Origin of the sequence: Silicimonas algicola (genome assembly GCF_003148765.1) — a bacterium.
Taxonomy (GTDB): Bacteria; Pseudomonadota; Alphaproteobacteria; order Rhodobacterales; family Rhodobacteraceae; genus Silicimonas; species Silicimonas algicola.
In genome coordinates this window covers 39,409-52,365 of sequence record NZ_QGGV01000009.1, presented here as the reverse complement: position 1 = coordinate 52,365, position 12,957 = coordinate 39,409, and the positions used below count along the sequence as shown (strand labels likewise).

The window sequence follows — 12,957 nt, the reverse complement described above, 5'->3', positions numbered from 1 at the left end:
TGCCACCCCGAAAATATCGGGCACCAGCCGGGGATCAGGGCCTGCCGCCCCTACCCCGGCGGCGGGGCGGGATCGCGCTGTAGCCGACGCGCTGCGGGCCGTGCCGTTGTCTCCGACTGCAGAAACCCCTTGCCGACTTTTGCCAGTTTTCGCTAGCCTATACCCATAGCCCACCGCCAGCCACTACATGTAGTGTGTCGGTATGGGGCACCCGAAGCCGGGATTGGGAAACGCCGGTCACCTGTTCAGGAGACCGACATGATTGAATATCTCGACCTGACCGATGCTACCTTTGAGGAACTGTGCGCGCATTTCGGCTACACGCCGAAAGGGCGTCCAGTCTCGACCAAAGAAGCTGCATCCATGGCTGACGTGCATCCCATGACCTTCGAGGCGTATCGGGCGCGCGGTGAGGGACCGCGCTTCTTCCAGCCTCCCGGCACCCGCCGCATTTGGTATGCCGAGGTTGATGTGCTGCGTTGGCTGGCCAGCGGATCGAAGCTCAATACCAGCGAAGCCGCCGCGTAAGTCGGCTCCATTATGACGAATACGAACGTCAGCCGCCACAGCGCGGAATGCAGTAAGCGCGCGCCTGTGTCGGGCGTGCCCCCGTTCCAGCGCGGTCATAGCCCCAACCGAGAAGCGGTCGGGTTCCGCTCCAAGAACCCGACCGCCAACCAGACCGAAGCCACTGCCCCAGATTGAGGAAAGAGCAGCAACCATGCACACGGTAACAGAGGCCGGAATCGGTCCGCAAACGAGCCCTTACGAGCGACTGCCCACAGAGCTTCGCGCGCTTTCGCAATGGTGCGTCACGCCGGGAACGGCCATCGACAAGGCACCCCGGGCGGCGGACGGACAGCCCGCCAAGGTGAACGACCCGAGCACGTGGATGGACTTTGACACCGCCTGCCGGGTGGCATCGGAGAAAGGCTGGCGGATCGGCTTCGTCTTCACTGCCGCTGATCCGTTCGCCTGTATCGACCTCGATTGGGTCAACGAACAGACGCAGCTTGCGAAGGGTCAGCCGGTTGACCCGACCAAATGGTCCACCGAGGGGGATCGCGACGCTTACCTTCGCATCGTCGCCCACATGAACACCTATACCGAGGTTTCGCGATCCGGCCTCGGTCTGCACCTCATCGTTCAGGCGGACATCGGCAAGGGGTGCCATGTCGGAAACGTCGAGATCTATAGTGAACGCCGCTTCCTGATCTGCACCGGCATGGTTCATTGCGAACTACCCGTCGCTGAGCAGCAGGAGTCGGTTGATGCGCTGGTTACGGAGCTTCGCCTGCGCCAGAAGGTTCCCTCGGTCAACCTGGCTCCGGTTCCCGACGAACCGGAGAAGGAGATTGACGACGAGGTTTTGGGGCGAGCCAAGAAGGCAGCGAACGCCGTGAAGTTCCAGATGCTCTGGGACGGCAATTGGAAAGGCAAGCCAAACTACCCGTCCCAATCCGAGGCGGACATGGCGTTGCTCGGCATCCTCGCCTTCTACAGCCCGAACAATGGGCAGGTGATGCGCCTCTTTCGCAAGAGCGAGCTTGGGAAGCGCGAGAAGGCGACAAAAGAAGACCGATACCTGAGCCGCAGTATTGATGCGATCCGCCGCCGCCAAGCATTCGAGAAACAGCAAGCCGAGCAGTCGCGCGCCGCCTTCAAGATGATTGGCGAAGAAGGCTTCTCAGCCGCCGCGCTCCCTCCGACTATGGACATTGGCGAAATGCACAGGGCGCTCGTCTACATCGCCGCTGAAAAGACGATGATCGTGTTCCGTGACAACACTGCCGTCCAGCTTCCGCCCCCCAGCATGGGTCAACTGCTGAAGCACAACACGACCACGATCCCGGCCACCGAGGATGAGGACGAGAAGAAGGTGCCAACCTTCGCTCTCTGGCAGAGCAGCGCGAACCGCCAGGTGGCGTATACCATGACTTTTGACCCGAGCGCCGGGGAGTTCTGTAAGGCCGACGACGGCCGACACGCCCTGAATATGTGGAAGCCACGCCCGCACAATCCCCCGCGCGATTGGGCACAGCGGATCGGCATCTTCCTCAATCATGTAGAGTATCTCGTTCCGGGCAAGATCGAGCGTGAGCGGTTCCTCGATTGGCTGGCACATATCGAACAGCACCCCGGCGTCCTGCCGCACAACCATTACCTGATGATCGCGACCCAACAGGGGGTTGGGCGGAACTGGTTGGCCGCGCTGCTGGCGCATGTCTGGTCCGGGAACGTCGCCATGGACTTCGACCTCAAGTCCAGCCTCTCCAGCGGGTTCAACGGCCAGCTTTCGCGCAAGCTGCTGGCCGTGGTGGACGAGATCAACGAGGGCGGCACGGGCGAGCGGTGGCAGCACAGTGAGAAGCTTAAGTCGATGGTCACCGCCTCGCATCGCTTCATCAACATGAAATATGGCCTTCAGTTCACGGAGAAGAACTGTTGTCGCTTCCTAATCTTCTCTAACTATGAAACCGGTCTGCCGCTGACCAACGACGACCGGCGCTGGAACGCAATCATGAATCCCGACGAACCTCGGGACGAAGCGTATTACCGGCAGCTCTACGCCACCCTCTATCCCCACCCAGATCCGCTATTCATCGCCTCGGTTCGACAGTTCCTCCGGACGCGCAACATCGCCGGTTTCAACCCCGGCGCACGGGCGGCGATGAACGACGCGAAGAGGGCGGTTGTCGCGGCCAGCATGACGACCGAGGATGAGAATGCGGCGGCGCTGGTGGAGAGCCATCCTCGCGACCTCATCACGGCGGACGACCTGTTCGACGAGGTGTTCGGCTTCTCGCCCATGCACACGGCGGGGGCGGACACCAGCCGCAAATGGAAACTCCTCGCACCCATCGCCCGGAAGGTCGGCATTGAACCGATGCCGAAACCCTTCGCCCTGTTCGGGCGACCGAAAGTGAAGGTCTGGATCGTGCGGAACCCACAGCGGTGGCGGGGAGCCCTTGCGCACGCCGTGGAACAGGAACTGGCCCGCCTGCCCGCGCCCCCTGAGCCCCCTACCGCCCCCTAACCTAGAGAGGCTGTAACTATGGGCCCACCTTGCACACCCCCATGCAGCACTTTTTATAGTAGGGGGCACAAGGGGACTCAGGGGGCTGGGCGCTGTAAGGCGGGCCCCGGCCTCTGCATTACCCGGCTCAAGAGTCGTTGAGGATTAGGCTTGCTGCCTGAACCAATCCCTTAATGAAAGGTGAAGTCGGACTTCCTCATCCTCCGCGAGAGGCGTGCAATGCGCGATAGCAGCGCGAAGCGTATTGAGATTCTTTAGAATCCTCTCAACCGCCTGAATATCGGTAAAAATATCAGCGAAGTCATTCCAGTTAGATTTAATGATTTCACCTAGCTCTCCAAAATTGGTGTAGTCGAGCATACTACCCGATCGAGGTGTTACACCGGCAGCCAATTCTTTCTTTCGATTTTTTTCGGCGTTATCTTTGACGACGGTCGGAACCACACCAGCCACGCTCCACCAGTCGTTTCCATGCTTCTTTAGGACATCAGAAATGAGTTCACGGATGGAATTCTCCAAGCTGTAGAATATGGTGTAATTTCTCGCCATCCTCTCAGCCTCACTTCTCACCCGCAATGAAAACTGAGGGTAGAATTTATTCTCTATTTCTTTTTCGCGCTTGTGCGTTGGCCCAAGATCGAGATCGAGCTCCTTTGCAACAGATCGAACCTCACTCTCAATGCTGAGGTTGTTGAGCATGAAATATCTGATGCTATGGCTGTCCATCAATTTCGCTTCAGGATGTTTTCGTTCAGAGATTGGAAAATGGCATTGAACACTTTTATGTCGTCCGTCTCTGGGAGATTGAGATTGATTGTGTAGGATAGATTCAGTGGCGTGCCCCCCTGTTGCGTCGCCACTGTCTGCTCCATTGGCGTATGATGATTTGAAGCAGGAAGGTTTTGAGAGATGTTAACTTGAGCGACTTCGGCAGTATCATCCATCTCTAAATCATCTTCAAAGTCGGCATACTCTTTAAGATTCAAGAATGTCGAAGCGGTCAAAGCATCTGCCGAATTTCCTTTCTCCGCACCAGAAACTTCACCTATGAGCTCAAGGAGTTTTGGCTTGGGAAGTTCGTAAGCGTATTCATTCCGCTCAAATAACTCTGCATACCCATGCTTTATCGCTTTCGCCATTGCCGCCTTCGAGGTCGATGTATTCCTAAACTTTCGATATAATTCAGTCGTTGATCCGTCTTGCTGGAGAAAGCCAATACGCTTGAGCAGCGGTATGATAGGCCTAGCGCTACCACCTTTGGCGCCAAGCTTGGTTTCCAAGAAATCCTGCGTAAAACGCTCCGGCGTCTTCGCTTCAATGATCTTGTCCAAGACTGTCTTAACAGTTCCTGGAGAGGCCATGTATGGCAACTTCGCTGACAACCTTCGAGCCCTCGCTGTGGTTCAACATCTACACTTTACCGAATGGCGAGCACAAAGGAAACCATATCTAGATGCGACGACCAGCCATGATACAGGGTTTTGATCACGCACTTACGTTGAGAGCGATGGTGGCTCTAAGCGGACAGTCAAACATTGCTTCCCCATTCTGCGCGCAATGGTCTCCTGAAGGGGTTGGCGAACGGTCAACCCGAATATTCCCAATCACGCACTCGAACTCGACCTAAGGCATTGTCATTAAATAATATTCCTAGCTGACCGAAGGCGAGATCCGCTACCGTAACAGTGCAGTCATAGCCCTATCAGACACCACGAGGACAACATGAACACTGAAATTGACGTGCGGGTCAGTGTCGACCTTCACCCGCAGATCATCGACAACCTTGATGGAGTGGACGCCGACACCTCGACGTTCGTGTCTGGCGCAGTCGAATGCTTCGATGCCGCCTACAAGTTCATCGGCGCAGTCCACGACATGCGCAATGCCGCGTTTGCCGACCCGACACTGACGCCGGAAGCCGCGCTTCTTAAGACCGACGACTACGCGAACAGCAAGCTCACAGCGGTGACCAAGATGCTCGACGGCACCTCGAAGCGCTTCACGACGACCATCAACGCGCTCCAGAAGGACCTGACCGCTGGCGTGAAGGAGGAGGGGAGCAAAATGGTGAGCGGCGAGATCCGGGCGCACATCAAGGCTGCTGGCCCAGACCGCATCAAGCTTTTGGAGCAAGCGCTGGTCGACAAAGATACGGAAGTGCTGTCCGCCGTCTGCGGCGCGTCCCCGATGCTTTCCGCCATTACGAAGGAGATGCACCAATTCTTCACCCTCCGCTACAACGAGCTGGTGAAGCCGGAGACGGCGAAACGGCTGAAGGCGTTGATCGCAGCACGGGACCACATCGACAACAGGGGGCCGCTGGTTTTGCGCGAGATGTTGAAGGCAGTGGGCACCGTGCCGGTCATCCAGAAAGACAAAGCTGGCATCTCCCGCATCGTCGGTCACGTCAAAGCGCACGAGGTTCGCGCCAAGCGGAACGCGAGCGCCGAGGTCTACCGGAAGCTCGCCTGATCGCAGTCCGATTACATCAGGGTAACGCCATGACAGACGCATCTACAGACGAAGCGAAGCCGGGTCACTGGTTTCCGGGGATGCCGTCGCCCAACCCCAAGGGACGACCAAGGGGCATCATCGACAAGCGGCAGCGGCTTCAGAAGATCTTCAGCGACAAGGGCGAGGCACTGGTGCAGACGGCGGTAGACGCCGCACTGGCGGGCGACATGCAGGCTTTGAGCATGTCGCTGGCCCGTCTCGCGCCCCCACTCAAGTCCACGGGCGAGCGCGTTGAGTTCGACTTGGACACCGAACTGCCCCTCTCGGGGCAGGCCAATCAAATCCTGTTGGCCGTCTCGGAGGGCAAACTGGACGTGGACACAGGCCGCGCCCTGATCGCGTGCATCAACTCGGTCGCCGGGATAAGGGCGGTCGAAGAGTTGGAAGAACGGATCATCGTATTGGAGGCCAAAGCGATATGAAGTTCACTGTCTCAGAACACGACCTTTGGGGTCCGGGCCACAACGTAGTGGCCGTGCTCCCGCCAAGCCCCGGTGACTTGTTCGTCGAGGTCATGGTCCACGGCAAGTTCGCGTGGAGTTGGCCAATCACCGACTACGAACGGGCGGTGAAGCTGGCTGTTGCGTTTGCGAACCGCATCCGGGCTGACCGCCCGGTCGTCATCAAGGTGCTGTGTCTGTCCCGACGTGAGGTTGAGACGGTGTTCCGCTTCAGCTTTGCGGAAGAACTGGCTGCGACAGAGACGCCAGAACAGGCGGAGGAAATGTACCAAGCCATCAAGACGACCTGTCTCGAAGCACTGCGCAACAGCTCGGACCCGAGAGTCCGGGCCGACGCGATGGAAACGCTCCAGGGCATGGGGGTCGTGACATGAGACGCGCGTCCCCGCCCGATCGCTGGTTCGACCCGGCCCGCGTGTCCGTCCCGACGCCTCGCCCTGTGCCGGCGGAGGAGGATCGGGGAGTGACGTTCGCTTATGGTCGCCATTGGCGCAACGAAAGTGTCGTAGCGAGAGACGACCCCGACAACACCATCACGCCCACCGAGCAGAAGTTGCTGCACCAGCGCCGTCTGGAAGCGGCCGAAGATCGGCAAGCCGAGGCGGACTCGAACCTCGCTGCCGCCCTGCGCCTCGGTGCGACACTGAAAGTGCTGAAAGACGATGGGTAGCCCAAGGTCGCTTTTGGCGCGGATCGCCCGCCTCGAACATGCTCGGCGACCCCGGCTCTCGCACATCGCCCGCGCCCACGGTTCGTTTGACGCGTTTCAGGCGCAGATACACGAAGAAGTGGAAGCTGGCGCCTTGGACCGGATCGACTGGCTCGGCGAAAAGGGCGATGGCGGCGTGCTGCGGTGCCTTCGCCGGTGGGAAGAGGAAGGCTTGTGTTGAGCGGCACAGGCAAGCCACATGCACGTCCCATAGGCAACCGTCGGACGCAATTCAAACGGAGCAAGCCGTCAGCGATTACTCTCCGTGTCGCTCGCAACGGTAAAGCGCGTCGGGACATGTGTCCGGGGCGCTTTTACACGTCAGTCGAAGGTTCTTCCCGAAGCTCTTGGAGTACCAAGGTCAGGCCAACGATTGCGCCGACAAGACTACCCACGGCCAACGGCAGCTGAGAAGCATCGCCGACTTGAAGAACGACAAACCAGCACAAGCCAGAATAGAGCAGACAGAACAAAAACGCATACAGCGCCCAGCCCATCTTGGCTGACTTTGCAACTTCCTTGGCAAGATGGATGGCAGCATAGCTGCCGCCAGCCATCCCAGCAAAATCGGTGAACCAGTTGGGTCCGTGCCAAGCGTACTGAATCCCAATCACGATTCCGGACACAATGAGAAGTGCTAACGGCGGAACAAAGATCAAGAGTACCGTTCGAAGGAATGCGACCATTGGCGATTCCTAACTTGGGAACCACTCTTGGACAAGGTCTTGGCGACCAACAATGGCTTCGGCGGCTAGCATGACGCTAGCACGACCTCCATGGTGACGCGCGGGCCGAAAACTCAAACAGGTTAAGTAGTTGTTTTTGCTTTGTAAATTGGCGCGCTGGGGAGGATTCGAACCCCCGACCCCTTGATTCGTAGTCAAGTACTCTATCCAACTGAGCTACCAGCGCGCGGACGGAGCGGATGTAGCGGCCCGGTCCCGGCATTGCAAGGCGGAAGTTATTCGGCCGAGGCACGCTTGGGCGACGGAAGACGGACTTCTGCGGCGCGGTCCATTCCGATGACGTTCTTGGGCAGACGGATCTCGAACAGCGTGCCTTCAGGTCCTGTCGAGCGGAGGGTCAGACTTCCACCGTGACCCTTCACTAGTTCCGCCGCAATGGCGAGGCCCAGACCCGCGCCGCCCTTCGTGGCGCCGCCCTGAAAAGGCGTGAACAGATGCTCGCGAGCGCGAGGCGGAAGTCCGGGTCCAGTGTCGGCGATGCGGATCCGCCAGCTTTCGTCATCTTCCTCAGCCGAGACGGTCACTCGGCCGGGCGCGCGTTTTGCTGTGATGGCCTGCCGCGCGTTGCGGACAAGGTTCGATAGCACACGGTAAAGCTGCTCGGGATCCGCGCGAAGCGTGAGGCCGGAGGGGACCTCGTCAACGAACTCGACGGCGCCGCCCTCGTCGGACAGCTTCTCGCCCTCGATGACATCCGTCACGACTCCCGAGAGCCGCACCTGCGACAGCGCCGGCGGCGGCTCCTCGGCTTTCCCGAAGGCAAGCGTCGACTCGCAGAGGTTCACCGCGCGGCCGATGGAGTTGACGAGCTTCGGCGCCAGTCGTGCGACGGCCGGATCCTCGCTGGTCTCTATCCGGTCGGCAAAAAGCTGAGCGGAGGCCAGGATGTTCCGCAGATCGTGGCTGACCTTGGCGACGGCGCTGCCGAGCGCCGCGAGACGCTCGCGCTGGCGCAGCATCGAGGTCAGGTCGGTCTGCATCGATCTCAGCGCGGCCTCGGCCTCGGCCAGTTCGCGCACGCTCGCCGAGGGCTGGATGATCCGGCGTGCGTCCTCGGGCGCGGCCGCATAGCTCTTCATGGCCGACACGACACCCTTGATAGGCTTCACGAGGAACTGGCGCACGGCGAAGAACAGGAGTGCCGCCGTCACGACGGAGATGACGGCGGAGAGTGCGAGGATGCGCAGGCCGTAATCGAGCATCGCGGCGCGAAGCGGCTGCGTCGGCATGGTGATCTCGATCAGGAGACCCGCATCCTGCACGGGTTGGCCGATCACGCGCACGACACGCGGTGAGGGATCGAGGAGGCAGGCGATCGCGTCCCGGATCAGTGACCACGACGACGGAGCGCGCAGGTCGAAGGTCGCGGCGACCGGCGACGGCAGGTCGGAGTTGAGGACGAGCTCGCGCATCTCGTCCCGGCGCAGCACGACGTTGTAGACGCCCGCATTCTTCAGAAGCTCCGTTTCCAGATCGGGGTCGATCATGTCGTCGGCCAGAAGCGCCAGCGACGCGATCTGCGCGCGTTCGAGCCGGTTCGTCATGTAGTCCTGGCGGAAACGCGCGATGGACGGCACGAAGATGAACACCTCGGCGAGCATCACGAACAGGATCGTGAGCACGAGGAAGCGTCCGGACAGCGAATTGAACATCAGCCCCTTCTCCGGGCCCTACGGCAGAAACCGCTGCACGGCCCCGACGACCCGTTTCACCCAAGGGTTACCAAAGAGTTTGGGAGAGAAATAGGCCCCGGCGGCTCTCTTGTTCACCTCGCCGAGCGTCGGATAGGGCGCAACCATGCTGGCGACGGCGCTCATCTTCAGACCGTTGGCCAGAACCAGGGCCCAGAGGCCGATCAGTTCGCCCGCCTCGGCACCCACGATGGTCGCTCCAACAGGCCGGCCCCGGACGACCATCACCTTGGCAAAGCCGGCAGTCTGGCCGGTGGCGATGGCGCGGTCGTTCTCGTCGTAGTCGAAGCGGGCAACGGTCACGCGGTCGCCGTATGCTTCTCGCGCCTCGGTCTCGGTCATGCCCACCTGTGCGAGCTCCGGCTCGGAATAGGTGACGCGCGGGATGTGGTGCGTCTTGGCCTTGGACGGCAGGCTGAAGAGGATCGAGCGGATGACCACCCCGGCGTGGTAGCCCGCAAGGTGGGTAAATTGCATCCCGCCCGCGGCGTCGCCGACGGCGTAGACGCGCCTGTTCGACTTGGAGCGCAGCCCCGTATCCACCGACACGCCCTTTTCGTGGTCGACATTGCCCACCTTCAGGTCGAGACGGTCGAGGTTCACCTTGCGACCGACCGCGACAAGGAGGTGGCTTCCCGTGACGGCACCCTTCGAGGTCTCGACGACGATCCGGTCGCCGTCCTGGCGGACCTGCTCGGCCTTCGCATCCTCGAGGATCGTGACCCCTTCGCGACGAAGCGTGTCGAGCACGAGAGCGGCGGCCTCCGGATCCTCGCGTCCGAGCGCCTTGGCACCCTCTATGACGGTCACAGCGCAGCCCAGACGGACATGAGCCTGCGCCATCTCGATCCCGATGGGACCGCCGCCGATGATGACCAGGTGGTCCGGCTTCTGACGCAGATCGAAGAGCGTCTCGTTCGTCAGGTGGGGGACTGCATCGAGACCGGGTATCGGAGGGACGAGCGGCGAGGAGCCGGTCGCGAGGACGATGCGGCGCGCGGAGATGGTCGTGTCGCCCGCCTGAACCTCGGTATCACTGACGAACCGGCCAAATTCGCGAATGACCGTGACTCCCAAACCCTCGAACCGCTCCTGGCTGTCGACGGGCGCAATGGTCTCAATCACGCGCGCGACGTGGGCCATCGCGGCGGCATAGTTGCCCGATCCGGTCTGATGCGCGCGCTTCGCCTCAGACAGAAGCGCCTTCGATGGCACGCAACCGTAGTTGAGGCAGTCGCCGCCCATCTTGTGGCCTTCCAGGAGGACCACCCGAGCGCCCATCTGGACCGCACCCGCGGCGACGGACAGGCCACCGGACCCGGCGCCTATGACCAGGAGGTCCGTGTCGATGCGGGTCACAGTCGTTTCCCCCGGACGGCGTTCACGACAAGGGGTAGAGCCGCGAGGCAACAGAGGCCGAGGATCGGGAGAAGGATGTGCGGCTCGAAGATGACATCCAGATCCGGAGTTTCGCCCCGCGCCAGGACTTCTCCAAGCCCTGCACCGACCGAGGTATAGACCAGGGCGCCTGGGACGATGCCGAGGGCGGTCGAGATCACGAAGCGATGCAAGGGTACGCCGACGAGCGCCGGCAGCAGGTTTGCGACGAAGAAAGGCACCGCCGGAACCAGCCGGATCAGGAAAAGCATGGGCCACTGGTTGTTATCGATGCCGTCCTTCAGGCGCTTCACCGCACCGTCCGAAACGTCCATGCGCGCAGCCAGACGCTCGCCCGCGCCCCAGCGTGCGGCGAGGAACAGAAGCGACGCTCCAACTGTGGCAGCGAGAACATTGAACACAACGCCGGGGAATGTGCCGAATAGGAAACCGCCGGTCAGGGTCGCCACCGTCGCACCGGGAAGCGAAAAGGTCACGACGCAGATATAGGCCGCCACGAACGCCAGGGCAGTGAGTCCGTAGTGCGCATCCCGGGTGTCCGAGAGCGTTTCGTGATGGCGCGCCAGCGTCTCGAAACTGAGCGTATCGCCGAAGGCCAGCACACCCACGGCGGCAGCGATGACGACCGCGATCAACGGCAGACGCCTGATCCAGCCGTCGCGGGCAGAGGTTCCCTGGGTCATCTCGGTCATCGTACGTATCCTTCCACACCCGCACCTAGCAGAACATGGCGCACTCGCTGTGGCGAAACCGTCGAGATCACGCTGCCTTGATCCGGGGAGAGGCCGCCGCGGCCAGAAAGGGTGCAGGGCAGGCCTGCCTGTAACAATTTCCTGGAGGATGGCCCCCAGAATGTTGCAGCTTGACGCTCTGGAGGCGTTGACTTGCCTGAAACCAGCCCTTAGAGACCGGGCTTCGTAAAGAATTGGGTCCGAATCCGGGCCACGACTGGAGACTGGCTATGTCGAAGCGCACATTCCAACCGTCGAACCTTGTCCGCAAGCGGCGCCACGGGTTTCGCGCGCGCATGGCCACAAAGGGCGGCCGCAGGGTTCTGAACGCCCGCCGCGCTCGCGGACGGAAATCGCTGAGCGCCTGAGCGTCGATGGTCGGGTAAGATCAGGGCCGCCGCGGGAAACTGCCGGCGGTCTTCTCATGTCCGGCCACTGTATGGATGTGATGCCGCCACTTCGCCTTGGATCGGGAGCGGATCATGACTTTTGAAGGTCTGCACATCCTGACGCAGCGCGCGGATTTCGTTCGAGCCTCTTCAGCAAGGCGCGAACGGACACCGGGCTTCGATCTTCAGGCGCGGGTCCGACAGGACGCCGAGGCAGCGGGCATTCGCGTCGGTTTCACCTGCTCGAAGAAGGTCGGCAATGCGGTCGCGCGCAACCGCGCCAAGCGACGCCTTCGCGAGGTCGCGCGCCTCGAATTGCCGGAGCATGGGAGGGACGGGTTCGACTATGTCCTCGTCGGGCGTCGCGAAGTGACAGCGACCCGGGACTTCTCCGAGATGCGCCAGGACTTTGTCCGGGCCCTGCAGCGCCTTCACTCATGAGCCCGCTCGCGCGAGCTTTTGCCGCCCCGGTGCGAGTCTATCGATTGGTTTTCAGTCCTTGGGTCGGACACGGCTGCCGCTTTCAACCGACCTGTTCTGCCTATGCACTTGAGGCGCTGGAACGACATGGCGCGGTGAAGGGAGCCTGGCTTGCCGCTCGGCGTATTGCACGGTGTCATCCGTGGGGCGGCTCAGGCATAGACAACGTCCCGGAGTGATCCCCGCACATGAAAAGGCCCCCGCCGGGGGGCGAGGGCCTTTCCTGGTGTCGACGTCAGCTTACGAGCGGTCGTCGATCACGACGGTGACGCTGTCGTCAGCCGAAACGCTGGCGGCCACGACGTCTTCCGGCGTGTAACCCTCTTCGACCAGAGCAGCCGTCAGAGCGGCGTTCGAGCCGATCTGCGCCTGGAAGTCGTCGAGCATCTGGGCGTCGGACTCGAGAGCCTGGTCAAGCGCGTTGGCTTGCTCGGACCCTTCGATCTGCGACAGGAGCACCCAGTTGATGGTGCTGTCGGCATCGACCATCGACAGGTCGACGTTGGCCAGAGCGCCCGAGTTCAGAGTCGAGATCACCGATCCATAGTTCATGTCGGCATTGGCCGAGGCGTCGGCGATAGCGGTCGTGTCGCCAGTCTCGTTGGTATTCGGGATCGTCTCTGCTGTCGTCGACGAGTCGAGCTCACCGTCAGTACCGATGGAGCCCGTTTCGGGGCTTGCCGATGCATCTGTGTCTTGCGCAATGGCAGCGCCACCAAGACTGGCAGCAATGGCGAGGGCGACGAGTGTTTCAATTTTCTTCTGCATGAGGATACCTCCGAAGCAGTTCGATGTGCGGCG

16 protein-coding genes and 1 tRNA gene are annotated in these 12,957 nt (G+C 61.2%); 9 read left to right on the top strand and 8 right to left on the bottom strand.

Features of this window, described 5'->3' with window-relative positions; genetic code table 11:
- The first annotated feature begins 258 nt into the window (after positions 1 to 258).
- Positions 259 to 528 carry a helix-turn-helix transcriptional regulator gene (locus C8D95_RS16935; RefSeq protein ID WP_109760388.1) on the top strand — a complete coding sequence of 90 codons (270 nt, stop codon included), beginning with the start codon at positions 259 to 261 and terminating at the stop codon, positions 526 to 528.
- A 193-nt stretch (positions 529 to 721) separates the two neighbouring features.
- A complete protein-coding gene (locus tag C8D95_RS16930; protein WP_109760387.1) occupies positions 722 to 3,037 on the top strand; it encodes a phage NrS-1 polymerase family protein in 2,316 nt (771 codons plus the stop codon).
- A 144-nt stretch (positions 3,038 to 3,181) separates the two neighbouring features.
- Here C8D95_RS16930 and C8D95_RS16925 read toward each other — a convergent pair whose 3' ends face one another.
- Entirely contained in the window at positions 3,182 to 3,736 is a 555-nt protein-coding gene (locus C8D95_RS16925) for a Swt1 family HEPN domain-containing protein (RefSeq protein ID WP_206508378.1), read from the bottom strand.
- A 26-nt stretch (positions 3,737 to 3,762) separates the two neighbouring features.
- Positions 3,763 to 4,398: a DUF5343 domain-containing protein gene (locus C8D95_RS16920; protein ID WP_282957641.1), complete on the bottom strand. Its 636-nt coding sequence runs from the start codon at positions 4,396 to 4,398 to the stop codon at positions 3,763 to 3,765.
- A 361-nt stretch (positions 4,399 to 4,759) separates the two neighbouring features.
- Between C8D95_RS16920 and C8D95_RS16915 the strand changes: the two genes are divergently transcribed.
- The 4 genes from C8D95_RS16915 to C8D95_RS16900 all read left to right on the top strand — a co-directional run bounded on the left by C8D95_RS16915 (position 4,760) and on the right by C8D95_RS16900 (position 6,682).
- Positions 4,760 to 5,509, top strand: coding sequence for a hypothetical protein (locus tag C8D95_RS16915; protein ID WP_109760384.1), 750 nt, complete (start codon positions 4,760 to 4,762; stop codon positions 5,507 to 5,509).
- Between the two features lie 80 nt (positions 5,510 to 5,589).
- The gene (locus C8D95_RS16910; RefSeq protein ID WP_109760383.1) at positions 5,590 to 5,973 is read left to right on the top strand and encodes a DUF5681 domain-containing protein; all 384 of its coding nucleotides are present in this window, start codon (positions 5,590 to 5,592) and stop codon (positions 5,971 to 5,973) included.
- A complete protein-coding gene (locus tag C8D95_RS16905) occupies positions 5,970 to 6,386 on the top strand; it encodes a hypothetical protein (protein ID WP_109760382.1) in 417 nt (138 codons plus the stop codon). The genes C8D95_RS16910 and C8D95_RS16905 overlap by 4 nt, the downstream gene beginning before the upstream one ends.
- Positions 6,383 to 6,682, top strand: coding sequence for a hypothetical protein (locus C8D95_RS16900; protein WP_146203007.1), 300 nt, complete (start codon positions 6,383 to 6,385; stop codon positions 6,680 to 6,682). The genes C8D95_RS16905 and C8D95_RS16900 overlap by 4 nt, the downstream gene beginning before the upstream one ends.
- Positions 6,683 to 7,035: 353 nt before the next feature.
- Here the strand turns inward: C8D95_RS16900 and C8D95_RS16890 are convergent, their stop codons facing one another.
- The 5 genes from C8D95_RS16890 to C8D95_RS16870 all read right to left on the bottom strand — a co-directional run bounded on the left by C8D95_RS16890 (position 7,036) and on the right by C8D95_RS16870 (position 11,248).
- On the bottom strand, positions 7,036 to 7,407 hold the full coding sequence (locus C8D95_RS16890; RefSeq protein WP_109760379.1) for a hypothetical protein: 372 nt from the start codon (positions 7,405 to 7,407) through the stop codon (positions 7,036 to 7,038).
- 149 nt (positions 7,408 to 7,556) lie between these two features.
- Positions 7,557 to 7,633, bottom strand: a tRNA-Arg gene (locus C8D95_RS16885).
- Positions 7,634 to 7,682: 49 nt separating this feature from the next.
- A complete protein-coding gene (locus C8D95_RS16880; RefSeq protein WP_109760378.1) occupies positions 7,683 to 9,119 on the bottom strand; it encodes a sensor histidine kinase in 1,437 nt (478 codons plus the stop codon).
- An 18-nt stretch (positions 9,120 to 9,137) separates the two neighbouring features.
- A complete protein-coding gene (locus C8D95_RS16875) occupies positions 9,138 to 10,517 on the bottom strand; it encodes a dihydrolipoyl dehydrogenase family protein (RefSeq protein WP_109760377.1) in 1,380 nt (459 codons plus the stop codon).
- Entirely contained in the window at positions 10,514 to 11,248 is a 735-nt protein-coding gene (locus tag C8D95_RS16870) for a TVP38/TMEM64 family protein (protein ID WP_109760376.1), read from the bottom strand. The genes C8D95_RS16875 and C8D95_RS16870 overlap by 4 nt, the downstream gene beginning before the upstream one ends.
- Before the next feature lie 269 nt (positions 11,249 to 11,517).
- On the opposite strand from C8D95_RS16870, the gene rpmH reads away from it, so the two are divergent.
- From rpmH to yidD, 3 genes are all read left to right on the top strand, one after another.
- Positions 11,518 to 11,655, top strand: a complete 138-nt coding sequence (gene rpmH, locus C8D95_RS16865) for a 50S ribosomal protein L34 (RefSeq protein WP_109760375.1) — start codon at positions 11,518 to 11,520, stop codon at positions 11,653 to 11,655.
- A gap of 114 nt (positions 11,656 to 11,769) precedes the next feature.
- Positions 11,770 to 12,117 carry a ribonuclease P protein component gene (gene rnpA, locus C8D95_RS16860; RefSeq protein ID WP_109760374.1) on the top strand — a complete coding sequence of 116 codons (348 nt, stop codon included), beginning with the start codon at positions 11,770 to 11,772 and terminating at the stop codon, positions 12,115 to 12,117.
- Positions 12,114 to 12,335, top strand: coding sequence for a membrane protein insertion efficiency factor YidD (yidD, locus tag C8D95_RS16855; protein ID WP_109760373.1), 222 nt, complete (start codon positions 12,114 to 12,116; stop codon positions 12,333 to 12,335). The genes rnpA and yidD overlap by 4 nt, the downstream gene beginning before the upstream one ends.
- Positions 12,336 to 12,396: 61 nt before the next feature.
- Here yidD and C8D95_RS16850 read toward each other — a convergent pair whose 3' ends face one another.
- Positions 12,397 to 12,924, bottom strand: coding sequence for a hypothetical protein (locus C8D95_RS16850; RefSeq protein ID WP_126918619.1), 528 nt, complete (start codon positions 12,922 to 12,924; stop codon positions 12,397 to 12,399).
- Between the last annotated feature and the right edge of the window lie 33 nt (positions 12,925 to 12,957).